This window comes from Colwellia sp. 6_MG-2023, assembly GCF_030547765.1.
Lineage (GTDB): Bacteria > Pseudomonadota > Gammaproteobacteria > Enterobacterales > Alteromonadaceae > Colwellia.
The window spans coordinates 1-24,591 of sequence record NZ_JAUOPP010000013.1 but is presented as its reverse complement, the minus strand read 5'-3'; the positions used below and the strand labels follow the sequence as shown (position 1 = coordinate 24,591).

The 24,591-nt window shown below is 36.9% G+C and carries 23 protein-coding genes and 1 pseudogene; 15 read left to right on the top strand and 9 right to left on the bottom strand.

Going from position 1 to position 24,591, the window contains the following annotated elements; all coding sequences use genetic code 11:
- The first annotated feature begins 16 nt into the window (after positions 1-16).
- Together Q4503_RS09800 and Q4503_RS09795 are read left to right on the top strand one after the other, a co-directional pair.
- Entirely contained in the window at positions 17-541 is a 525-nt protein-coding gene (locus Q4503_RS09800) for a hypothetical protein (protein ID WP_303602150.1), read from the top strand.
- A gap of 94 nt (positions 542-635) precedes the next feature.
- Entirely contained in the window at positions 636-2,354 is a 1,719-nt protein-coding gene (locus Q4503_RS09795; RefSeq protein WP_303602149.1) for an RluA family pseudouridine synthase, read from the top strand.
- A gap of 116 nt (positions 2,355-2,470) precedes the next feature.
- On the opposite strand, the gene Q4503_RS09790 is transcribed toward Q4503_RS09795, so the two are convergent.
- Positions 2,471-3,196 (bottom strand): YebC/PmpR family DNA-binding transcriptional regulator, encoded by a 726-nt coding sequence (locus Q4503_RS09790; protein WP_215974399.1) that lies wholly within the window; start codon positions 3,194-3,196, stop codon positions 2,471-2,473.
- A gap of 204 nt (positions 3,197-3,400) precedes the next feature.
- On the opposite strand from Q4503_RS09790, the gene Q4503_RS09785 reads away from it, so the two are divergent.
- On the top strand, positions 3,401-4,462 hold the full coding sequence (locus Q4503_RS09785) for a DUF2235 domain-containing protein (RefSeq protein ID WP_303602148.1): 1,062 nt from the start codon (positions 3,401-3,403) through the stop codon (positions 4,460-4,462).
- 58 nt (positions 4,463-4,520) lie between these two features.
- Complete coding sequence (gene hemF, locus Q4503_RS09780) at positions 4,521-5,456, top strand: oxygen-dependent coproporphyrinogen oxidase (RefSeq protein WP_215974397.1); 936 nt, start codon at positions 4,521-4,523, stop codon at positions 5,454-5,456.
- Between the two features lie 252 nt (positions 5,457-5,708).
- Here hemF and Q4503_RS09775 read toward each other — a convergent pair whose 3' ends face one another.
- Both Q4503_RS09775 and Q4503_RS09770 read right to left on the bottom strand, forming a co-directional pair.
- Complete coding sequence (locus Q4503_RS09775) at positions 5,709-6,293, bottom strand: YceI family protein (RefSeq protein ID WP_215974396.1); 585 nt, start codon at positions 6,291-6,293, stop codon at positions 5,709-5,711.
- 2 nt (positions 6,294-6,295) lie between these two features.
- Complete coding sequence (locus Q4503_RS09770; RefSeq protein WP_303602147.1) at positions 6,296-6,853, bottom strand: cytochrome b; 558 nt, start codon at positions 6,851-6,853, stop codon at positions 6,296-6,298.
- A gap of 199 nt (positions 6,854-7,052) precedes the next feature.
- Here Q4503_RS09770 and Q4503_RS09765 point away from each other — a divergent pair, with 199 nt between their 5' ends.
- Positions 7,053-7,943: a LysR family transcriptional regulator gene (locus Q4503_RS09765; RefSeq protein ID WP_303602146.1), complete on the top strand. Its 891-nt coding sequence runs from the start codon at positions 7,053-7,055 to the stop codon at positions 7,941-7,943.
- Here the strand turns inward: Q4503_RS09765 and Q4503_RS09760 are convergent.
- Positions 7,940-8,245, bottom strand: a complete 306-nt coding sequence (locus Q4503_RS09760; protein ID WP_215974393.1) for a cell division protein ZapA — start codon at positions 8,243-8,245, stop codon at positions 7,940-7,942. The two genes, Q4503_RS09765 and Q4503_RS09760, sit on opposite strands and share 4 nt — an antisense overlap.
- A gap of 237 nt (positions 8,246-8,482) precedes the next feature.
- Here Q4503_RS09760 and Q4503_RS09755 point away from each other — a divergent pair, with 237 nt between their 5' ends.
- From Q4503_RS09755 to gcvP, 8 genes are all read left to right on the top strand, one after another.
- Positions 8,483-8,860, top strand: coding sequence for a DUF2237 family protein (locus Q4503_RS09755; protein ID WP_215974392.1), 378 nt, complete (start codon positions 8,483-8,485; stop codon positions 8,858-8,860).
- Between the two features lie 148 nt (positions 8,861-9,008).
- Positions 9,009-9,590, top strand: coding sequence for a UPF0149 family protein (locus tag Q4503_RS09750; RefSeq protein ID WP_215974391.1), 582 nt, complete (start codon positions 9,009-9,011; stop codon positions 9,588-9,590).
- 95 nt (positions 9,591-9,685) lie between these two features.
- Positions 9,686-11,038, top strand: a complete 1,353-nt coding sequence (gene pepP, locus Q4503_RS09745) for a Xaa-Pro aminopeptidase (protein ID WP_303602195.1) — start codon at positions 9,686-9,688, stop codon at positions 11,036-11,038.
- Between the two features lie 4 nt (positions 11,039-11,042).
- A complete protein-coding gene (ubiH, locus tag Q4503_RS09740; protein ID WP_215974390.1) occupies positions 11,043-12,404 on the top strand; it encodes a 2-octaprenyl-6-methoxyphenyl hydroxylase in 1,362 nt (453 codons plus the stop codon).
- 158 nt (positions 12,405-12,562) lie between these two features.
- Positions 12,563-13,855, top strand: coding sequence for an FAD-dependent monooxygenase (locus tag Q4503_RS09735; RefSeq protein ID WP_303602145.1), 1,293 nt, complete (start codon positions 12,563-12,565; stop codon positions 13,853-13,855).
- A 400-nt stretch (positions 13,856-14,255) separates the two neighbouring features.
- Entirely contained in the window at positions 14,256-15,344 is a 1,089-nt protein-coding gene (gene gcvT, locus Q4503_RS09730) for a glycine cleavage system aminomethyltransferase GcvT (protein WP_215974388.1), read from the top strand.
- A 218-nt stretch (positions 15,345-15,562) separates the two neighbouring features.
- The gene (gcvH, locus tag Q4503_RS09725) at positions 15,563-15,952 is read left to right on the top strand and encodes a glycine cleavage system protein GcvH (protein ID WP_215974387.1); all 390 of its coding nucleotides are present in this window, start codon (positions 15,563-15,565) and stop codon (positions 15,950-15,952) included.
- A gap of 261 nt (positions 15,953-16,213) precedes the next feature.
- Positions 16,214-19,144: an aminomethyl-transferring glycine dehydrogenase gene (gene gcvP, locus Q4503_RS09720; protein ID WP_303602144.1), complete on the top strand. Its 2,931-nt coding sequence runs from the start codon at positions 16,214-16,216 to the stop codon at positions 19,142-19,144.
- Positions 19,145-19,823: 679 nt separating this feature from the next.
- Here the strand turns inward: gcvP and Q4503_RS09715 are convergent.
- The 3 genes from Q4503_RS09715 to Q4503_RS09705 all read right to left on the bottom strand — a co-directional run bounded on the left by Q4503_RS09715 (position 19,824) and on the right by Q4503_RS09705 (position 21,078).
- Complete coding sequence (locus tag Q4503_RS09715) at positions 19,824-20,126, bottom strand: hypothetical protein (RefSeq protein WP_303602143.1); 303 nt, start codon at positions 20,124-20,126, stop codon at positions 19,824-19,826.
- Between the two features lie 203 nt (positions 20,127-20,329).
- Complete coding sequence (locus tag Q4503_RS09710) at positions 20,330-20,698, bottom strand: CopD family protein (RefSeq protein WP_303602142.1); 369 nt, start codon at positions 20,696-20,698, stop codon at positions 20,330-20,332.
- A 56-nt stretch (positions 20,699-20,754) separates the two neighbouring features.
- Positions 20,755-21,078 carry a DUF3817 domain-containing protein gene (locus tag Q4503_RS09705; RefSeq protein WP_303602141.1) on the bottom strand — a complete coding sequence of 108 codons (324 nt, stop codon included), beginning with the start codon at positions 21,076-21,078 and terminating at the stop codon, positions 20,755-20,757.
- Between the two features lie 151 nt (positions 21,079-21,229).
- Here Q4503_RS09705 and Q4503_RS09700 point away from each other — a divergent pair, with 151 nt between their 5' ends.
- Positions 21,230-22,180, top strand: coding sequence for a GlxA family transcriptional regulator (locus Q4503_RS09700; RefSeq protein WP_303602140.1), 951 nt, complete (start codon positions 21,230-21,232; stop codon positions 22,178-22,180).
- 238 nt (positions 22,181-22,418) lie between these two features.
- Here Q4503_RS09700 and Q4503_RS09695 read toward each other — a convergent pair.
- Positions 22,419-23,393: pseudogene (locus Q4503_RS09695) on the bottom strand (transposase).
- 87 nt (positions 23,394-23,480) lie between these two features.
- On the opposite strand from Q4503_RS09695, the gene Q4503_RS09690 reads away from it, so the two are divergent.
- Positions 23,481-23,954 carry an aminotransferase class I/II-fold pyridoxal phosphate-dependent enzyme gene (locus tag Q4503_RS09690; protein ID WP_303602139.1) on the top strand — a complete coding sequence of 158 codons (474 nt, stop codon included), beginning with the start codon at positions 23,481-23,483 and terminating at the stop codon, positions 23,952-23,954.
- Between the two features lie 309 nt (positions 23,955-24,263).
- On the opposite strand, the gene Q4503_RS09685 is transcribed toward Q4503_RS09690, so the two are convergent.
- Positions 24,264-24,467, bottom strand: a complete 204-nt coding sequence (locus tag Q4503_RS09685; protein ID WP_303602138.1) for a PEP-CTERM sorting domain-containing protein — start codon at positions 24,465-24,467, stop codon at positions 24,264-24,266.
- Positions 24,468-24,591: the final 124 nt, after the last annotated feature.

Genomic DNA, 24,591 nt, shown 5'->3' with positions numbered 1-24,591 from the left:
CGATTAAGGAAGATAAGTGATAAATTCAATTAGTTCACAACACTATGCTGTTCAACAAGTTCAAAACAATACCAATAAAGTTGAACCAATTGCGGTAAATAACACGCAAGAAACCAAGGCTATTGTTCATTACGATACCCGAAAAAATGCAGTTTCTTTTATTGAAAACGCTTCACCTGAAGAACTAACCGCAAAGGTTGATTCCTTAATAGGACGAATGCCGTCAATGGCGGCCATTAATTTAAATGAAATTATGAATGCAGATAATGGTTTTGAAATAGCCGAAAGAATAAATCGTTTACAAGAGCCATTAAAACAAGCACACCAGAAGGTGTTAAATTTAGAGCAAGATCTTATTAATCAGGGGCGTGCAGAGGGTAAAAGTGACAAAGAAATTTTAATGAGTATTGTGCAAATGCAAGATGAACAGTCAGATTTATTTAAGATGTCAATGAATTGGGGAACCAAAGGGCTTACTTCACCTGACAATTATGCCAAGCTAGTTGAATACACACCTAACTATGTCAATTATTATACCTAAAAAGTACTAACGGTTAATGGTGTTAAGTGATGCTATAATTTAGAGATTATTTTGTTGTAAAATCGCCTAGCCGTATAAAGACCCTTGGAAATTTATGATCTACCCGAAAACTTGTTTTAACGCTTTTAGTCAGAATATAAAAGATTACACTCTACCCGAACGTTTTACTTTCCCATTTTGCTATGATCCTCATCCATTGTGCTTATTAGCGGCAACAGAATTACAAAACCAACTTGAAAACCATCAACAACTGTCAAAAGAGCTTGAACAACAAGGGAAAATGTTTGGCGTGCTGTTAGTAAAAAATCAGCAAGGTGACATAGGTTATCTTATTGCTTTTTCAGGAAAACACTTTGATCTTTCTATTCAACAAGCTTCGCTTAAAAATAATATGACCTTTGTACCACCTGTTTTTGAGCTTAATGATCAAGCCGAGTGGTATCACGATGACAGTATTATTATCAATCGACTTAATCATGAACTCGAGCAACTCTTAGTTAACCCGAAGTTAGAAGAGTACCAATCTCAACTTACATCACTTGCTATTCAACAAGAAGAACAGCTTGCTCAGCAGCATGAAAAAATGGCGTTTAATCGGAAAACGAGAAAAGTTAAACGTAGCCAAGTAAGGGATGATTTTACTGAAGAACAGTTAGCACAGCAGCTGAAAGAATTAGCAAAACAAAGTGTTTATGATAAAAATGAATTAAAAGCGTTAAAACAGCATTGGCTTGATTTAATAACAGCAGCGCAAGAAAAATTAACCGCGTTAACTGATGAAGTTGATGCCGTTAAAAATAAACGAAAACGGTTGTCGACAAGGTTACAAAAAAAACTATTTAAACAGTATAGTTTATTAAACAGTGCTGGCGTTGAAAGAGATTTACTTGAATTATTTCAAGACACACGCCATCCAATGCCACCAGCAGGTACTGGTGATTGTGCCGCACCAAAATTATTACAATATGCTTTTATGAATAATATGACACCACTAGCGATGGCCGAATTTTGGTGGGGTCGGGCGCCTAAGTCTGAAATACGTCAACATAAAAAGTTTTATGGTGCATGCTCTGGTAAATGTCAACCAATTTTAGCGCATATGCTAGAGGGCATGACATTAGATGATAACCCTTTATTGGTTAACCCCGCAGAAGGTAAAGCGTTAGATATTATTTATCAAGACAACGATATTGTGGTGGTTAATAAACCGCATGAGTTTTTATCTGTGCCCGGTAAAAACATTGAAGATTCTGTTTATCTAAGAATAAAAGAACAGTTTCCAGAAGCAACGGGCACTCTAATTGTGCATCGATTAGATATGTCTACTTCAGGCGTAATGGTATTAGCGTTAACTAAACGGGCACAAAAAAACATACAGCAACAATTTATTAATCGTACTATTAAAAAGCGTTATGTGGCATTACTTGAAAATAAAGTAGCGGCTAACATTGATAAAATAGTTGAACAAAGTGAAGGGGAAATTAACCTGCCGTTAAGAGGTGATTTGGACGATAGACCCCGACAGTTAGTGTGTTTTGAGGCTGGAAAAGCATCGAAAACCCATTGGCAAGTTATTGAACATACCGATAAAAAAATAAAGTTATATTTATACCCTGAATCAGGAAGAACACATCAATTAAGGGTTCATTGTGCTCATCCACAAGGGTTAAATACGCCAATATTGGGTGACGATTTATATGGAAATAACAATGACAATATTGCTCAGCGCTTACACCTTCATGCACAAAGGTTAACGTTAAGGCATCCTGTTAGCCAGGAAGAAATGACGTTTAATGTCGATGAAGTGTTTTAGGCTCGAATTCAACCATGTTCGGCTCAACAAAGTCATGTTTAATAAATGTAAATAAAAAAGCCTATCACTAAGATAGGCTTGATATGGCGACTAGAGCAACAATGTTACGCGTTTATTTAGTCTTTAATTTCTGCATTATGATAAACATTTTGTACGTCGTCACAATCATCTAACATGGCAATGAATTTCTCAAAATTAGCTAAATCTTCTTCACCTTCAATATCAATATAAGTTTGAGGAACCCAAGAGATCTCTTCAACTTCTAAGTCGTATTCAGGCATAGAGTTAGCAAATTCAGTTTTTATTTTGAAAAACTCAGTGTGTGGTGCATAAACAGTAATAATACCATCTTCTAATTCAACGTCAGACACATCAATGTCGGCCATCATTAAATTTTCTAAAACAGCTTCATCGTCTTCACCTTTAAAAGCGAATATTGCTTGGTGATCAAACATATGTGAAACCGTACCAGAAGATCCGATTTTAGAATTGGTTTTAGTAAAACATTGACGAACATCTTTAATGGTACGGTTGCCGTTATCAGTTAAGCAATCGATAATTACCATACAGTTACCAGGGCCAAAACCTTCATAACGTGCTTCTTCAAAATCTTCACCACCCGTACCTGATGCTTTTTTTATCGCATTTTCTATTACATGTGTAGGTACTTGGTCTTTTTTAGCTCTATCAATTAAACCACGTAAAGCAAGGTTACCATCGGGATCTATACCACCATTCTTAGCACAAACGTAAATCGCTTTACCGTACTTTGAATAGACTTTGGTTTTTGCTCCGGCAGTTTTTGCCATGGATAATTTTCTGTTTTGGTAAGCTCTTCCCATTATTCAATCTCTCGTTTTTCATTTTCATAAAAATAATGAGGTAGATTCTACCAGTCTCACAGGGTTGTTGACTAGAGGGAGAAGGCTAAAAGTTGATATGAGCAGTAAAGAACTGCTTGAAATAACCACTATTTTAGACTTTATTTAGTGGAAGGAATAAATTTAACCAACTTAGTATCCACTAATACTTTAAAGGAATAATTTATGAAAAAGCTTATTTTCTGTTTTGATGGCACATGTAATTCACCTCAAGATGCGGATGATTTTTTTGAAGACTCTAGTATCAGTAATGTATTAAAACTACATGCTTTTTTTGGTGGTAAGCTTAATTCATTTAATGCCAGAAAAAATGTTAAAAAGAATTCTGTAAATACAATTACAACAGCACAACAAAGCTTTTACTACAGTGGTGTTGGTACTCGCGGTAGTTGGCTTAAACGTAAATTCAACGCAATGTTTGCGCCGCCTTATGGCGATATGGATGATATTATCGCCAATGCGCGTGCCGATCTATCTACACATTTTTCTGAAGGAGATGCTATTTATATCTTCGGTTTTAGTCGTGGTGCTGCTATTGCACGCATGTTTGCTGCACATTTGCCTTATAAGGTTAAGTTTTTAGGCGTGTTTGATACTGTTGCCGCAACACGTGGTTCGTTAGATTTAAATCCGGATACTTTCCCTGCCAGTGGTATTGTCTTTGAAAATGGCACTCTTGGTGCTCATGTTGAACAAGCGGTGCATTTACTTTCACTGGATGAGAAACGAATTTTGTTTCAACCAACTTTATTTAATTATGATAAAAGAGTGACCGAAATATGGTTTGCCGGTGTGCATTCTGATATTGGTGGTAGTTACTGGTTTGATGGTTTGTCTGATATTACTTTGCAATTTATGCTTGATAGTGTGCGTGATAAATTGAGCATACAAGATATTAACGAAATTGATTTTGCTGGATTAAAAGTACCGGGGGCGCAAGATAGCATCTGTATTGATGATCTTAATATCAAGCCTTTGGTCGATGGCACATTACATAGCCAAATTCGAACGAATAGAAACGCAGCAACCTTGGCACCTCGCTTCGTTAGGGTAAATGTTGACGATGTTAAATCGAAGCATATTCCTATTATTCACCATACTGTTATTGAACGGTTTAACTTGGTTAGTGGTTATCGACCTTATTCACTAAGAGATTTAAAATTTAAAGTAATTAATGCTAATGGCAAGCTAGGTAAAATACAGCAGGGGATTAGTAGTTTAGGTTAATGAAATAATGATATAATTATTTTCATTACTCGTTGTTTTGATGGATATCCCTTATTTTATGAGCACCTTAAACCCTACCAATGAAGTTCCTGAAATATCGAACGTTATTGGTTATTTTAAAACGTTACAAGATCGTATTTGCCAAGCATTAGCACAAGCCGATGGCAGTGGCCAATTTATTGAAGACAATTGGAAGCGCAAAGAAGGTGGCGGTGGTCGTACGCGAGTAATGACTGACGGCACTGTTATAGAGCAAGGTGGTGTTAATTTTTCAGTTGTTTCAGGTGATAAATTACCACCGTCAGCAACGGCTCATAGACCCGAGTTAGCCGGCCGAACATGGCAAGCTTGTGGTGTCTCTTTAGTTATTCATCCTAAAAATCCTCATATTCCAACATCTCATGCCAATGTACGCTTTTTTATTGCTGAAAAAGAAGGAGAAGCCCCAGTGTGGTGGTTTGGTGGCGGTTTTGATTTAACACCATTTTATCCTGTCAACGAAGATGTATTACACTGGCATCAAGTAGCTCATGATTTATCAGCACCCTTTGGTGAAAATGTTTATGATGATTATAAAAAATGGTGTGATGAATATTTCTACCTAAAACATCGTGATGAAACTCGTGGCGTAGGTGGATTATTCTTTGATGATTTAAATAAATGGGGTTTTGAAAAAAGCTTTGATTATGTTAAATCCGTTGGACAAGGCTTCATTGACGCTTATGTTCCTATCATCAATCGTCGTAAAAATGATGAATACACTGAAGAGCAAAGACAATTTCAGTTATACCGTCGCGGTCGCTATGTTGAATTTAACTTAGTGTTTGACCGAGGTACATTATTTGGTTTGCAATCAGGTGGCAGAACAGAATCTATTCTAATGTCGATGCCACCTTTAGCACGTTGGGAATATAATTTTAAAGCTGAAGAGAATAGTGATGAAGCAAAGCTTAACCACTATTTAGTTCCTCAAAATTGGTTAAACCGGGCTTAGGTTAACTACTGCCAAGTAAATGCAGGATATACCGGTAAGTTTCGTGCTGCTGATGAACCTGCGTTTACATTCTTTTCAGCTTCAGTAATTTATACCGGTAAGTAATGTTTGAATATCATCTTGCACACGAGAAAGTAAATTACACACTTCAATGAAGAAGATAGTGCGAGAGACATTTCTATTGAATAAGCAGTGGTTAAAGAAAAAATATTAACGTCCATTAATCACTACTCTTACTAAATAACCTTAGCTTTACTGTTTTATACCTTCAATATGTAGATTCAATTCTACAGTTTTTGAAGCAGGACCTAAGTCCATTTTAATTGCAAAATCAGTTAACGCTATCGTTGTTGTACCGCTAAAACCTACACGGTATCCGCCCCACGGATCTTTACCTTCACCAATAGTTTCTGCATCAATAACGATTTCTTTAGTCACACCGTGCAAACTTAATTGACCTGTAATGGCTAATTTACCATTACCTTTATCTGCAACAGAAGTACTAACAAATTTAGCATTAGCAAATGAGCTTACATCAAGAAAGTCGCCAGTTCTTAAATGCTTATCGCGTTCTGCATGGTTTGAGTTAATACTACTCGTATCAACATTTACTTCAATTTTTGATGCGGCAATATTTGATTCATCATAACTAAAAGAACCGCCAAATTTGTCAAAACGACCGGTTAACCAGCTATAGCCTAAATGTTGAATTTTAAAGTTGATTGAAGCATGTGCACCTTTAGTATCAATAATGTAGTCAGCTGCATTGACCGTTGGCATGAAGGTGGCTGCAACAAACGCCGATGTAAGTGCTAATTTTGTTAATTGTTTTCTCATAGTTATTCTCCGTTTTTTTGGTGTTTGCCAATCATTCTGTTTAAAGTGTCATCTTTATCAATAAAGTGATGTTTTAGTGCTGCTAACGCATGTAATGTCGCTAGCCCTATCAGTAAATATGCTAACCATTTATGTATAAATCCAGCGACATCCGCTTGATTTTCAATGATAGATCCCAGTGCTGGTATAGTTATCATTTCAAATATTTCTATTCCTCGCCCATCCGCTGTTGAAATTAAATACCCCATTATCATGATAATAAATATCAGCACATAAAGTATAAGGTGGGTCACTTTACCTGCTTTTTTCTCAAGCGAGCTATGGCTTGCTAGATGATCTGGCGTTACTTGTTTAAATCGCCAAATTACTCTAAGTAGCATTACAGCAAAAAATATCAAACCTATACTTTTATGTAAGTCAGGGGCGGTTTTATACCATGGGCTATAATAGGTTAAATCAACCATATAATAGCCTAAGCCAAATAAGCCAAAGATAGTGACTGCAGACAACCAGTGAAAAAAAACACTAATAAATCCATAAGTTGCTTTTGTGTTGTTCAATGCTAACTCCATAATTTTCTATTACTGGGCAAAGAGAGTACTTTAGCTCTCTATAAAATGTATCCAAACATTACTTAGCCGACAGTATTACAATATAAAAACTTAATTAATATTGAATATTTGTTTGTAACTTGTTAACTTTAGCTTAACTACAATTATTGGTAATCTAATAATATATTCATGAAAAGTTGATTAATAAATGACATTAGAACAATTAAGAATGTTGGTGAAAGTTGCTGAGTTAGGCAGTCTTAAAGAGGCTAGTGAAAAGCTATTTAAAACTCAGCCAGCGGTTAGTCAAGGACTTAAGCAGCTGGAAACACAATTAGGTTTACAGTTATTTAATCGCCAAGGTTATCGCTTAGTACTAACAGATAATGGTAAACAAATTTATCAACATGCCCTACGTTTAATGAATGAGGCAAAGCAAATAAAACAACTTGCTTCTTTTTTAGCGATAGGCAATGAGGCCACGGTTACTTTAGCAATTGAAGCCTCTTATGATCTAAAAAGAATATTGCCTGTACTTGAATCAATACGTCATGACTTTCCTCATACACAGATCATTTTAAAACAAGAATATATTAATGGTGCATTAGAAGCCGTGAAGTCTGAACAGGCTGATCTTGCCTTAACAACGATTGATCTTTTAGCGTTACAGTCAGGTGATTATGAGGCAAAAAAACTATATCAAGGCGGCTTATGTAATGTAGCATCACCTGCATTACTAGAGCGTCATCCAGCATTAATGTCAGTAGAAGCGTTGAAAGATGAATATCAAATTGTAGTACAAGATTCAGGGCAGAGCAGCCAGGGAATTAATTATAGTGTACAAACAGGGCAGCGCTGCTGGTATGTGAATGATTTTAACACCAAAAAAACGTTAATTATGAGTGGTATAGGTTGGGGGCGTTTACCTGAATATATGATTGAAAACGAATTAAAATCAAAAGAACTCATTGCGTTAAAACTAAGTGACGTAGAAACATATTTAGCATTAAATTATCAAGTGATAAAACTGAAGTCTAGGTTACTTGGACCAGTTGCCAGTAGGTTGTGGCAGAATATGAGCTTAATTAAAAATAACTAAGCGTGTTTTTTCGCAGGGGCTAATGCTTGTTCAATAGTGGATTGTAATAACGCTATTTTTTGATTGTTTTCTTCTTTTTCTGTTTTAAGTTGTTGTTTTGTTAGTAGTAACTCATTAGTTAGATTTAATGCTGTCATTAACAATGTTTGTTCTGGGGTCGCAATTGATTTACTGTTACGTAAATTAGTTAAGCGATCACTTAACTCAGCGGCAGCACTTAATAAAGCACTTTCTTGTCCAATAGGACAAGCCACTTTTAGTTTACGGTCGAGCACATTTATTTCAACAGTCCGTTGAGTCATTTTATATAATTTCCAAGCTTATTGAACAACATAGAATAAATTGCAGATTAACTTGCACTATAACTGTGCTGATCTTTCTATGCAAGTAAATGACCATATTTTGTATACATTTTTATCTAGCTGTTACAAATTTATTTGTAACTTAGCGTTTCACTGTGTTGTTTGGTATATTGATTTCATTTTTTTAATGGCTATATGCTTTGTCAATATTAGCTTGAAAATTTTAGGGTATAAATTATGGAAATGGATGAGTCGATTAATGTATTTGGTGAACCACTTGAAGCCAGTATGGGTAAGCCGGTTACCGGTTTTTTTCGCGATAATATGTGCAACACCTGTGAGCAAGATATTGGTTCACATACCGTTAGTATTAAAGCAACAGCTGAGTTTTTAGAATATTCTCGTCTTAAAGGGAATGATTTATCTACACCCGTTCCCGAGTTTGGTTTTGAAGGATTAGAACCAGGAGATACTTGGTGTTTATGTGCTGCTCGGTGGCTACAGGCTGAAATGGATGATAAGGCGCCACGAGTTTATCTTAAAAAAACGCATATTAAGGCGCTTGAGATAGTGCCACTTGAGATTTTAAGAAAATATGCCGCTGATTTAAGTTAATTCCTTTAAATTTGTCATCAAAGTTTGCTGCTGTGCTGATGTCTTTTAACTAGGGCAATGTTAGAATAGCTACTTAGCTCTTTTTCTTTAAAATAATTTGTAATGAGTCACGCTCTGCAAACATTCAGTTAAAATATCAGGTGAAAATATGACCGTAAACAAGACGTTAGACTTTGCTAGCACACAGGCAGATATCACTACCGAAAATGTTAAAGCCCACGCCAGTGAAATTCATGGGGTATTAACGGGGTTAATCTGTGCAGGTTTTCCGGTTGACGATGCTAATTATTTAACGATGATAAATGACTTGTTTAATAATGGTGAAGGCTTACCGAACAAAGTTAAATCAACGATTAAGCAAATGTTCACTGAATTATGGACTGATATTCTTGATGATGCATACACTTTTCAGTTAATGCTACCTGATGACGACGATTCTATTGCTGAGCGCGGTCATGCGTTAGGTGTTTGGGTGCAAGGGTTTAATTTAGGCTTTGGCTTACAACAAAAAGATAACCCTGTTCTTTCTGAAGAAGTAAAAGAAGTGCTTACTGATTTTTCTGAAATAGCCAATATATCTGATGATATGGAAGAAAATGAAGACACTGAGCAAGCCTATTTTGAAATAAATGAATATGTACGCATTTCTGCTTTATTATGCTTTAGCGAATTAGGTACATTATCGACCCAAGCAAGCGAGAAAACTCAAAAAAATAGCACAATACATTAGTCAAACATTAGCACTACAGATATCCATTACTGATAATGAATTACTGATGAAAACTTATTGATACCCGCAGTAATAAAATGAAAGAAGTAGAATATATGACAGGAACAGAAAATAAATTACCCGGTTTGGCAAGTTTGTCGATAAGTGATTTCAAACAGCACCGTGAGCGCTTTTTTTCACAAATGTCAGATAATTCATTGGCATTATTCTCTGCTGCCAGTGAAGTTACTCGAAGTAATGATACTGAATTTAATTTTTGTCAGAATAAGAGTTTCTACTATTTAACCGGTTTTAATGAACCTGATGCATTATTAGTGTTACTAAAGCGTGATAATAAAACACAAGCAATTTTATTTTCGCTGCCGAAAGATAAAGCTCAAGAAGTGTGGCATGGCCGGAGAGTAGGACAAGAAAAAGCCTGTCAAGAGTATGGCTTTGATCAATGCTTTACGCTTGATGAACAAAACGATCTTATTTCACAATACTTAAATGGTCTAACACAAGTTTACTTTGCTTTTGACGATAAGCTACTCACTCAAAAAGTGTTTGATTTATTAGCACAAGTCAGATCAGCAGTGCGCCAAGGTGTGAAAGCACCTTCGCAATTAGTTGATGCGAGTCCATTGATTGATGAACAACGTTTAATTAAAAGCACCAATGAAATTGAATTGATGCGCCAAGCAAACTACATTTCTATTCTCGCGCATAAAAGAGCAATGCAGCAAACTCAAGTTGGGCTATTTGAATATCAAATAGAAAATGAAATATTACACGAATTTACGCGTCACGGGGCTCGTCACCCGGCTTATGCAACTATTGTTGCTGGTGGTGATAACGCGAATATTTTGCATTATACCAATAACGACGATCGACTAAATGATAATGAGCTATTGCTTATTGACGCTGGCGGTGAGTTGTCTGGCTATGCGGCGGATATCACTCGAACTTTTCCTATTAACGGTAAATTTACCGAACCGCAAAAGCTCCTTTATCAATTAGTGCTTGAAGCAAAATCACAAGTGATTGCCGCAATTAAACCAGGCACCAACTTTATTAAGTTAAATACAATTGCGAATGAATGCTTAACGAAAGGTTTAGTTGAGCTAGGCATACTGTCAGGTAACGTAGCTGAACTAGTAGAAGAAAAGGTTTGTAAAAAATACTTTATTCATGGTTTAGGGCATTGGCTTGGCTTAGATGTGCATGATGTTGGTGATTATCAGATGAATGAATCACGACAGCAGTGCCGAGAATTTATCCCTGGTATGGTGTTAACCATAGAGCCTGGACTTTATATGCCACTTGACGATACAACAATTGATGCGAAATGGCGTGGTATTGGTATTCGTATTGAAGATAATATTGTTGTTACTAAGCTGGGCTGTGAAAATTTAACACAAGATTGCCCTGAAACTATTGCCGATATTGAAGCATTAATGGCTAATTAAACTAATGAAAAATAAGCGTAACACTTTTGATATTATCATTTCAGGTGGTGGTCTTTCTGGCAGCCTGATGGCATTAAGTTTAGCTGATTTGAAAAAAGCTGATGGTAGCTTGCTTTCTATTGCCATTGTTGAAGCAACAAAGCCGACAGCAACAGAGAGAGGAGAGCAAGAGACCACACCCACAGAGTCAGCACAATGTAATGCAGTAAATAAAGAAAGCAGAGTAAGTGGAAAAGATAATAGTACTTCATCACTATTCGATGCTCGTGTTTTAGCGCTTTCGCACGGCAGCGCATCATATTTAAAAAAAATGGGGGTGTGGCAGCATTTATCTAGTGATGCATGTGCGATTGAAAAAATAGATATTTCTGATAAAGGTTATTACGGCAAAGCCAGAATAGAAGCGCAAGAGCATGGGGTTTCAGCCTTAGGTTATGTCATTGAAATGGCGTTAATTGGTCAAGCCCAGCTAAAAGAACTCGCATCAAAAAACAATATTCACTGGTTTACACCAGACTCTATTGTTGATATTCATTGGCAAGGTTCGACACTAAATAGCGATGAACTAAAAGCTTCTACCGAACAAGTAGCGGTAGTACTTGGCTCAGAGCAGATTTTACATGCTAATTTATTACTCGCTTGTGATGGCGTAAACTCCCCTTGTCGTAAATTAGCCGGCATTAAAACTAACCACAGTGATTATCAACAAGTGGCATTAATTACTAATGTTGCTACTAAAAATTCACATCAACATAAAGCCTTCGAGCGTTTTACTAAATCTGGCCCAATCGCGATGTTACCGTTAGCTAAGTTGAGCTCGCAATCAAGAATTGATGTAAGTGGTGATAGTCGTTGTTCGTTAGTGTGGACTATGTTGCCAGAGCAAAGAGAAGAAATTTTAGCACTATCGGATCACGATTTTAAACAAACATTAGAGCGTGAGTTTGGTAGTTGGCTTGGCGAAATTACTCACGTGGGTAAACGAAATGTTTTTCCACTCGTATTACTGCAAGCAGAACAGCAAACTTATCACCGTATGGCGCTTATTGGTAATGCCTCGCACACTATTCACCCTATTGCAGGGCAAGGGTTTAATTTAGGTTTAAGAGACGTACAGCAAATGCGAGAGCTTATTGAGAAAAGTTTGCAAGAACAAAAAGATATTGGCCGTTTTGCTTCACTTAATGAGTATGCGCAAAAGCGTCAGCAGGATCAAAAACAAGTTATCCAATTGACTGACTCCCTTGTTACGTTATTTTCTAATGATTTAATGCCTTTGGTGGCGGGTAGAAATGTTGGCTTAAAAGTCATGAATTACTTTTCGCCCATTAAAAATACTTTAGTGAATAAGTTGATGGGTTACTAATTTTAGTTAAGGTTAAGTTAAGTTAAGTTAAGTTAAGTTAAGTTAAGTTAAGTTAAGTTAAGTTAAGTTAAGTTAGTTTACGATAAAGTAACGTAATGAAATAGGCGAGTTAGAGTAGACAGCAGCCTATTAAGCAAGTTTACAATAAGAGAATTAAAATGCAAAAATTTGATGTGTTAGTTGTTGGTGCTGGCATGGTTGGGTTAACACTCGCTTTGGCATTAAGAAAAACGAGCAACTTAACCATTGCGATTGCAGACACTTTACCTATTTCTGAGCTAACGGCTGAACCGGAAGTGCGCGTAAGTGCTATTAATGTTGCAAGTCAGACTTTATTTGAGCACTTAGATGTTTGGTCAACTATTGTTGCTGAACGCGCTCAATCTTATCAAGGTATGCATATTTGGGATAAAGCCGGCATAGGCAAGTTAGACTTTTCTGTTGATGATCTTAATAAATTTCCCCAAAATGAAAACTTAGGTTTTATTATTGAAAATAAAGTGATTCGTAATGTTTTATGGCATAAAGCCCAAGCAGATGAAGGTATAAGTTTTTTTACTGATAATAAACTCGCCAATATAACGGTGGGCGATAGTGAAGCTTTTGCTAGCTTTGAAATGCCTGCAACGAGTAATGAAGTGGGTAACAACGCTGTAAATAGCTCAATGCAAGTGCCGCTGATCGCTAAGTTAGTTGTAGGTGCTGATGGCGCTAATTCTTGGTTACGTAAGCAAATGGATATACCGATGATCAGTCGAGATTACGATCATCATGCAATAGTCGCTACAGTTAAATGTTCGCAAGGTCATAAGAAGACCGCTTGGCAAGTGTTCTTACCGACTGGACCTTTAGCTTTTTTACCACTTTTTCCTAAAAACAGTGATACCTGTTCAATTGTTTATTCAACGTCACCTGAAGAAGCTGAACGCTTAATCAAATTATCGCCTGCTGATTTTGCCAAAGAGTTAACGGCAGCGAGTGATGGGAAACTTGGCACTATTGAATTAATCAGTGAGCGCTTTGCTTACCCATTAACAATGCGGTTAGCACAAGATTTTGTTAAAGATCGCATGGTGTTAATTGGTGATGCGGCACACACTATTCATCCGTTAGCAGGGCAGGGCGTGAACTTAGGGTTGTTAGACGCGGCTTCATTAGCACAAACACTTTCTAGCACTATTGATACCGACAGTGGTGATGAATTAACACTGGCGGATCCAAAAAAACTGAAAGCATTTTCACGTTATCGAAAAAGTGAAGCTATTGAAATGATTGCTGCGATGGAAGCGATTAAACAAATGTTTTCTATAAACCAATCAGGGTTTCAATTACTTAGAGGCGTTGGTATGAGTTTACTTAATAACTTCAAACCAGCCAAAAAACACTTGATAGAACAAGCCCTTGGTTTAAAAAGTGACTTACCTGAGCTAGCACAACCGAAACGCCAATGATTGTTTAGTGCTAACTGTATGTGATTCCATATTAAATGACCAACGGAATGACGGTTTTTTTTGTCATCCTGAACACTTCGTGGTCATTCTAAACTCCTCGTCCGTCATTCTGAACTTGATTCAGAATCTTACTATTCTCGCTCACTAATAAAATTTATTGCGGCTATCTTTGTAATTCACAATAAATAACAAGGATTAATTTTTTAAAACAACCTTTTTTGAAATTAAATTCTGTATAGTTGTTAAAGTTGGTTTTAAATTTGTATTTATGGTTATATTTTGTTGAATAAGCAGAATCCAAGGGCTATAATCTGTGCAAATTTTATGAGCACCTTAATTGTTTGTCACCATACAATTTCAGGTGTAACTACGTAAAGTATGACTTCTTTAGGAATGACGTATGACTAACAAAACCGTATTACATGCAAAACACTTAGCTTCTAACGCAAAAATGGTTGATTTTTATGGCTGGGATATGCCAATTAACTATGGCTCTCAAATAGAAGAGCATAATGCCGTTCGTCAAAAGTCAGGTATGTTCGATGTATCTCACATGACTATTGTTGATGTACAAGGTCCTGATGCAAAAGCTTTCTTACGTCGCCTTGTTATCAATGATGTTGCTAAATTAACTGTTGCAGGTAAAGCACTTTACACTGGCATGTTAAATGAAGCCGGTGGTGTAATTGACGATTTAATCATTTACTTCTTTTCCGACACTAACTACCGTTTAGTTGTTAACTCTGCTACTCGTGAAAAAGATCTTGCGTGGATGACAAAGCAATTAGCAGGTTTTGATGCCACTATCACAGAACGTCCTGAATTTGGCATTATTGCTGTTCAAGGTCCTGAAGCCAAAGCGAAAGTTGCTAACTTACTAACACCTGAACAAATTGCTGCAGTTGAAGGTATGAAACCATTCTTTGGTGTACAAGTGGGCGATTTATTTATTGCTACAACGGGTTATACCGGCGAAGAAGGTTACGAAATTATTGTTCCTGAAGCTGAAGCAGAAAACTTTTGGCAAAAATTACTTGATTTAGATGTAACTCCTTGTGGCTTAGGTGCTCGTGATACGCTTAGATTAGAAGCTGGCATGAACTTATATGGCTTAGATATGGACGAAACAGTATCACCATTAGCCGCTAACATGGCTTGGACTATTAGCTGGGAGCCAGAAGATCGTGACTTTATTGGTCGTGATGTATTAACGGCGCAAAAAGCGGCGGGCGACCAACCTAAACTTGTTGGTTTAGTGCTAGAAGAAAAAGGTATTTTACGTTCACACCAAGTAGTTGTTACTGAATTTGGTAATGGTGAAATAACATCAGGTACTTTTTCTCCAACATTAGGTCACAGCGTTGCGTTAGCACGTGTACCACGTAGCGTAAAAGTAGGTGATGTGATCGAAGTTGAAATGCGTAAGAAAAATGTAAAAGTAACAGTAACCAAGCCTAGCTTTGTACGTAACGGCAAAAAAGTTTTCTAATTTCGAGATATAAAAAATTACAGTAAATAACGTTAATATTTGTATTTATTTTGCTTTATCGTAATGACAATTATTGAATCGTTATACTATTATTTATTAGCGATTGTGCTAATTATTTACTAGCCATTGTGCTATAAATTTAAACAGCTTATTTGAAGCTATTTACTTTAAATTATTTACTTTAAAAAAATAAAATCTAACCAACAGGAAAAATAAAAATGAGCAACATTCCTTCAGAATTAAAATATGCAAGTTCACATGAATGGGTACGTAATGAAGGTAACGGTATTGTTACTGTCGGCATTACTGAACACGCACAAGATTTATTAGGTGATATGGTGTTTGTTGAATTACCTGACGTTGGCGATGAAGTTAGCACTGGTGATGATGTAGCTGTTGCTGAATCAGTAAAAGCGGCTTCAGACATTTATGCACCGGTAACAGGTGAAATTGTTGAAGTGAATGAAGATCTTGAAGATTCACCTGAGTTAGTAAACTCTGATGCTTTTGGTGACGGTTGGTTATTTAAAATTAAGTTAGACGATGAAGCTGAATTAGCTGACTTATTAGACGCTGACGGTTACGCTAACTCTATCGACGAAGATTAATTTTCAGTCACATTCAGCGTTTATGCTGCGTTGCTTCATTATTCGTCAAAATCACTTAGCCCACTAAGCTCATTCGACTCATAATTTCAGCGCATTGCCTAAACATCGACTGTTTATGAAAAACTTTAGTCACGATAATCACCTTGAGGGCTTTGCCTAAATATTGATTATCTTAGCTAAACATTAAGCCTTTAACCGATTATGTTTTAGGCTTTCTTTTATTTCCATTGTTATGAAAACAATTATTTAAGTGAAATTGATATGACTTCTCAATCACCAACTAATTCTTTTGCCTCATTACCGTTGGCAGAATTAGAGCAAACTCAAGATTTTATTCGCAGACATATTGGCCCAAGTGCAGCACAAACCCAGGCTATGGTTAATGATATGGGCGTTGCATCAGTAGACGCATTAATTGATGAAATTGTACCAGACGACATTCGTTTACCGCAGTTACCCGCTATTGGTGATAGTAAAACAGAAGTTCAAGCATTGGCTGATTTAAAAGCCGTTGCTAACTTAAATAAAGTAAATACTACGTACATTGGTTTAGGCTACTACGGTACCTTAACACCGAATGTTATTACGCGTAACGTACTAGAAAATCCAGGTTGGTATACGGCTTACACGCCATATCAACCAGAAATTGCACAAGGTCGTTTAGAGTCGCTACTTAACTATCAGCAAATGTGTATCGACCTAACAGGGTTACCACTTGCGAGTGCATCATTATTAGATGAAGGTACTGCCGCAGCGGAAGCGATGGCGCTTGCTAAACGTGTTTCTAAAAACAAAAAATCTAACTTGTTCTTTATCTCAAGTGATGTTTTCCCACAAACTATCGACCTTGTAAAACAACGTGCCGATATGTTTGGTTTTGACGTAATTGTTGCGCCAGCGAATGAAGCCCCAGAGCATGATGTTTTTGGTGCGCTTATTCAATATCCAAGTGCTACTGGTGAAGTAACTGACGTTAGCGACTTAATTGAAAAAATTCACGCAAACAAAGGTATTGTTGCGGTTGCTGCCGATATTATGAGCTTAGTGTTATTAAAAGCGCCGGGTGAATTAGGTGCTGATGCGGTAATTGGTTCAAGCCAACGTTTTGGTGTTCCAATGGGTTACGGCGGACCACATGCAGCATTCTTTACTACCAGTGATAAATACAAACGTTCATTACCGGGTAGAATTATTGGTGTGTCAAAAGACACTCGCGGTAACAACGCACTACGTATGGCAATGCAAACACGCGAGCAACATATTCGCCGTGAAAAAGCCAACTCAAACATTTGTACAGCACAAGTATTATTAGCGAACATGGCTGCATTTTATGCGGTATATCATGGTCCTCAAGGTTTAAAAACAATTGCAAACCGTATTCATCGTTTTGCTGACATTTTAGCAACAGGTACACGTGTTAAAGGTTTAGCACCTCTGCACGATAACTACTTTGACACGCTTACATTTAACGTAGCTGACACTAACACGAACAGCAAAGCTGAAATCGTTGAACGTGCCTTAATTGCTGGCGTTAACTTACGTACCGACGTTGAAGGCCAAATCAGTATTTCACTTGATGAAACAACAACACGTGCTGATGTTGCTCAGTTGTTTACTATTTTATTAGGTGCTGATCACGGTTTAGACGTAGCAGGGCTTGATGCACAAATAGTGACGCAAGGCTCAACGTCGATTCCAGCATCACTAGTACGTGAATCTGAAATATTAACACACCCAGTATTCAACTCGTATCACAGCGAAACTGAAATGTTGCGCTACATTAAACGACTTGAAAACAAAGATTTAGCCTTGAATCATTCAATGATTTCACTTGGCTCTTGTACCATGAAGTTAAATGCAACGGCACAAATGATACCGGTATCTTGGCCTGAATTTGCCAACATGCATCCGTTTGCTCCTCAAGACCAAGCAATTGGCTACAAGAAAATGATTGATGAACTAGCTGAATGGCTAGTGGAATTAACGGGTTACGACAAAATGTCGATGCAACCTAACTCAGGTGCGCAAGGTGAATATGCCGGTTTAATCGCTATTCATAAATACCATGCAAGCCGTGGCGATTCACATCGTAATATTTGTTTAATTCCTGCCTCTGCTCATGGGACTAACCCAGCATCAGCTAACATGGTTGGTATGAAAGTGGTTGTTGTTGCTTGTGATAAAAAAGGCAATGTTGACATGGTTGATTTAAAAGCCAAAGCAGAAGAATTGGCTGAAAATCTTTCATGTATCATGATCACTTACCCGTCTACACACGGTGTATATGAAACGACTATTCGTGAAATTTGTAACATTGTTCACGATAACGGTGGCCAAGTTTATCTTGATGGCGCAAACATGAACGCACAAGTAGGTATTACGTCTCCAGGCTTTATTGGCGCAGATGTATCACACCTTAACTTACATAAAACATTCGCTATTCCACACGGTGGTGGTGGCCCAGGTATGGGACCAATTGGCGTTAAATCACACCTTGCACCATTTTTACCTGATCACGCATTAATTAATGTTGACGAAACCACCGCAGGCAATGGCGCCGTATCAGCAGCACCATACGGTAGTGCAGGCATATTATGTATTTCATACCTTTACATTGCGTTACTAGGCAAAGAAGGCGTAACAGCTGCAAGTAAGTATGCAATTACTAACGCGAACTACTTAGCGACTAAATTAAGCCAACATTACCCAATATTATATACAGATACTAATGGCCGCGTTGCCCATGAATGTATTGTCGATTTACGCCCAATTAAAGAAGCTAGTGGCGTAACTGAAATGGATGTTGCGAAACGTTTAATTGATTACGGTTTCCATTCACCAACAATGTCGTTCCCTGTAGCGGGCACGTTAATGATTGAGCCAACGGAATCTGAATCTAAAGTTGAACTTGACCGTTTCATTGAAGCAATGATATGTATTCGTGATGAAGTACGTAAAGTTGAGTCAGGCGAATGGACATTAGAAAACAACCCATTACACCATGCGCCACATACGCTAGCGGATATTACTGACGCTAACTGGGATAGAGCTTATTCTATTCGTGAAGCAGTATTCCCTGTAGCGAGTGTTGCAGCGAATAAATTCTGGCCAACAGTTAATCGTATTGATGATGTTTATGGAGATAGAAACTTAGTATGTTCTTGTCCTCCGATTGAAACGTATATCGATTAGATAACTGTTTGATATAGTATATTAAAAAGCGAGTCTAAGGCTCGTTTTTTTTGTTTTCGTCTTGTTCTCCATGCCAAATAATCGAAATCATAATAATATGGTAAATATTATAAATAAACGATTTGCATAATAATAGAATCAATACGAAACTTGAATAAAGATACGCTTTTAAAGTTGAAAGTAAGATGGTTATGCTATTAATCTCAATACTACATAAGTTTATAAAATGAATTAACACTTCTTTGTCTAAAGTCGTCTTAATAATAAAAGCAATAAAAATTAATATTAGTAAATCAAAAAGAATTTTAATAAATAAACAATGACTATATTTTAGGTAATTTAAACCTGTAACTTCTTCATTATTGTTCGCTAGATGTAATTGAAGGTCTTTATCTGTTAAAGATGCAAAGATTGAATACCCAGCTAAAATGAATCCAACAATAGATATCCCCCAGTTTATAAATGAATGGCAAATAACTAGGACACTCGCTTGTAAAGTATTAAAGCAACAACACAAGCAATAATAACAAGTGCAATAATGACTTATCAGCCCTCATTCGAATTATTTTAGGAAACTATCAAATAAAGAGGGGAAATACCGTTTTTTAGACGAGGGGGGGGGAAATCAATCATAGTATGGGTAGGTTGTTATGATAATTATATGGTTACGTTGTAGTCTTTACGCTAGAAGCTTATCACAACAATTAACATTGGTTCGTCGCTTCAACCCTTTGTGCTCGCAGTAATCTGTTAATACATCGCTGTGTTCTACTGCCCCATGAAACAATCGTCTAAAGTCTTTTGTTAACGTTAGCCAATTGTCGGGACTTATGTTCAAGCGGTTAAGTAATGCAGGTTGAGTTGATTCAATATAGCCTGCTTTATCTTCACCGCACAAAAAGGCGCGGCGAACACAGCGAGAAATACAATGATAATAAGGCGTGTTAGCTAAGCTAATAAGTTGTTTTCTGGCTGTTGTCATGAAAGACCTCTCCTTACAGGTTATTTATTAATCTTAGTTGAGAAGTCTGTGTTGTTCAAACCTGAGCGAGTGTCCCTGTTATTTCCCCTGTTTTTCTATCTAATTTTTAGTGCAGTTAGGATAGATTTTATGGCTTCATCAAAATAGGCGATAAAGTGTGCATCTAACTTATCTGTTTTTACTTTTCGATTCCGCTTTAGTTTCTATAAAAATTTCATTATGACAAGGAAGACAATCATTAATAACGAGCTTAACAAAATAATAACTGCGTTTACCGTATTAAAAGCAACCTCACTTCTTGATGTATTGAGCATACGTTTTATCTTTCCTGAATGCACTCCATGTATAGCAGCTAGTAATACAACCAATGGAATTTTTACTTGCAACCAAGTGTAATGAAACCATCCCGCATTTAATGCCATAAATAAACCACTCCCAATGGTAATAAACATAGCTGGAGCGACAATGAAACGATCGAATTTAATAAGGCAACGAAGTCTAACTATTTCTTGTGGTAGGAGCGTACCAGGAAGCATTTTCCCAATATGTAATGATAATATTTGCATGGTCATTCCGGATATCCATAGGAATATAAAAAATATATGCAGTGTTTTAATGATGAGATAAATCATAATCTCACTCCTTCTTCTTTAAAGTTATTTCGGACAAGTTTACTCACTATAAAACCACCAAATGGAATGAAAGCAGCAGAGCACCCCATAATAATCTGTCTCATATTCCAGTTTTCTTGTACAGATACATTTAAAAATGACCATAGATATAGAATGAAAATTGCTCCATGAATAGGACCAAGAAGATGTACTAGTTCAGGGGTATTGGCTAAATATTTTAATGGTACCGCAATTCCAATCAGCAAAAGTAAGGTGCTTCCTTCCATGATTGCTATCCACCAAAGCAAATTAAAACGTCTAGTATTTTTGTTCTTTATCATAGAGGCAGCCTTATTAATGAATATCAAATAATGTTGGTTATTATGATAGTTGTTTTCGGCTACGCCTATAGGCTAAAATACATATGTTCGCAAGAATATTGCCAAACTAGGCAAAACTATTTATTTCGTCAATTGTGGTGTTATGTTTAAAATGAAACCTTATAAAATTGTTATTGTGGCCTTTGATGGCATGGTAGTAGCCGATCTTACAACGCCTTATGAATTGTTTGAGCATGTTGAACTAGAATCCGGCCTCAGAGCTTATGAAAGTTATATATGTGCTCATGATTCCATTGTAAAAACACAAGGGTTTGATCTGCAGGTAAAATGGGGATTAGATCAACTAAATGATGCTCACACTTTAATTATTCCAGGCATTGTGGATCCAAGTGCTGAGATACCTGATGAACTCTGTGATGCGATACGTAAAGCCTATTTATCTGGTACAAGAATTGTTTCTATATGCACGGGAGCCTTCGTTTTGGCTGCGAGTGGTATTCTTGATGGGCAAGATGTCACAACTCATTGGAAAGCAACGTCATTATTCTCGTCTCTTTATCCTCATATCGCACTTTTTCCCAATGTACTGTACACAGAGAACCAACAAATATTCACCTCTGCGGGAGCCGCTGCAGGAATAGACCTTTGTTTACACTTGATCCGAAAGGACTTTGGAGTATCTGTTGCAGCAAATTCAGCTCGTACTGCAGTCGTTCCTTTGGAACGCTCTGGTGGACAGGCTCAATACATTGTTCAAACACCACCGACTTTATCAATTGGTTTGTCGCCTTTACTGCAATGGATAGAAGAGCATCTAGATCAGGACATTACTTTACATAAAATGGCTAACTTTGCCTCTATTAGTTTTCGTACCTTAAATCGACGATTTCAAGAACAGCTGCATATGAGCCCTTTGCAATGGGTGATTCAGGCAAGATTAAAACGAGCTCAATGTTTACTGGAAACCACAGATCAATCGATTGAAGCTATTGCTGGCAATGTAGGGTTTGGTTCGTCGGCGTCATTACGAGAGCATTTTGTAAAAAATTTTGGCAACAGCCCTAGTGGTTATCGACATATATTTCGTAAGAAAGTAGGTTGAAGCGAAATGAACAAAAAATAACTAGGACACTAAAATAACTAGGACACTCGCTTGTAAAGTATTAAATCAACAACACAAGCAATAATAACAAGTGCAATAATGACTTATCAGCCCTCATTCGAATTATTTTAGGAAATTATCAAATAAAGAGGGGGAAATACCGTTTTTTAGACGTGGGGGGGAATCAATCATAGTATGGGTAGGTTGTTATGATAATTATATGGTTACGTTGTAGTCTTTACGCTAGAAGTTTATCACAACAATTTACATTAGTTCGTCGCTTCAAGCCTTTGTGCTCGCAGTAATCTGTTAATACATCGCTGTGACCTACCGCGCCATGAAATAATCGTCTAAAGTCTTTTGTTAACGTTAGCCAATTATCGGGACTGATGTTCAAGCGGTTAAGTAAAGCAGGTTGAGTTGCTTCAATATAGCCGGCTTTATCTTCACGGAAACAGCGACCTGTCATTTCAATTAATTCAAGGTAATCTTTTAGCTCAAATGGTAAACCTTTAGGCATGCTTTTACGTGGATTACCCACAAAAGGCAGTAGCGCTTTGGGCTGTTTAGCCTTTTTGGCTGATGTAGCACGTTGCTCTACGCTGGTATACCCTGAGCTTTCTGGGGTTTTCGCTATATTCGCTCTTACTGGGTTTAAATCAACATATGCCATACACGCAGCAAGGGCTGCTTCGTCTAATAAGGCTTGAGATTTAAAAAGCCCTTACCAGAAATGACCGGTGCAATTGTCTTCTTGATTCGCTTGTGTCGCGATGCTTTGGTTGAGTAGACGTATAAACCAGCTGATGTCCATTAAGCGATGGCGATATACTTCAACCGTTTCAAGCAAAGAAGTCATCAGGTAGTCAGGAATTTCTTCTCCGCGACAATATTGCTGTGTTAATAGTGTGCCTTTAAATAACTGATGCCAACGCTCAAGTACTGCTTTGGTTGACCATCCTTTTGCAGTTTCTTCATCGATAAATAATACCGTATGCGTATGATTACTCATAATAGCGTATACGCAAACATCAATGGCAAACACCTGCGTTAGGCTAAGTAATTTATCCTCTACCCAACCTCGCCTGTGGTCAAAATTTTTCCCTGTATTTTTATCTTCACCGCACAAAAAGGCACGACGAACACAACGAGAAATACAGTGATAATAAGGTGTGTCAGTTAAGCTAATAAGTTGTTTTCTGGCTGTTGTCATGAAAGACCTCTTACCTATAGATTGTTTATTAAACTTAGTAGAGAAATCTGTGTTGTTCAAATTTAAGCGAGTGTCCCTGTTATTTCAATGTTTCCTGGCGCGCGCATTGGATTTATGGCGTTAGATAAAACACTAAGTGATGCAGTGGTTAATTACAAAACCATAATAAATTATAAAGTTAACGTGCCAATGCAGGATGCGATTGCACGGTGGATGAAAGCTGGAGACTTTGAACGTTATTTAAGAAAGACAACAAAGGTTTATAACCAACGACGTGATTTTATGGTTCAGCAATTAGTGCATTACCAAAACCTAGGGAAGGTGAAATCATTTACCGTTCCAGACGGTGGAATGGCAATGTGGGTAGAGGTAAACCAAAGTGCACAACAATTAGCAAAGTTGGCATTAAACAATAGTATTTTTCTTCAGCAAGAAGGGCAGTTTTTAGTGGATAAAACGCAAAGCCAAGACCGTTTTATTAGACTTGGATTTGCTGGTATGAACATTGAAAATATTGAATTAGGGTTAAAATGTATTTTTAACTTAATAAAAGAGCAATAAAAGAAAGTAATAAAAGGGGGCAGTGACACTTGCTCGTTACTCTCATTCATATTGTTACTATTTTTTAACGACTCTGCTCACCTTTAAGGTTATGAAAGTCTCACCATATGTAAGTCGTGCAAGGTAATTGATCTTAATGAAACTTGTTTGCCGTATGTCGTTTTGCTTTAGCTTGTTTTCACCTGTAGCTCTTAAATCAGAAGGTATACCATTTTTATTCTGTACTGATGTTAAAGTACAGGCATTAAAAAAGCCGTTAGTTACTTATTAAGTAACTAACGGCTTTTTAGATATGGTTAAACTAATAATTTATTTTTTACGTTTTTTTACTAAACCTAATGCTAATAAACTTAAACTAAATAATGCTAATGGAGCTGGCTCTGGAACTTCGGTTACTTCTTCAATTTGACCATTTATTGTTAGAGTTGCGTCGAACAAATTAAAGTCTCGTATTCCATATACATTATTAGATGTAATTTCAGAAAACATTAATGAAAATTGTTCGTTATTCAAAATGTTGTCAAAAACAGTCGAACCTAAATTACTTGAATTAAAGGTAATTAACCTCAGCTCGGGATAAGAATTAATTAAATTGAACTAAGTGCCCGTTCCACGATCCGATCTTTCGACCAAGAAA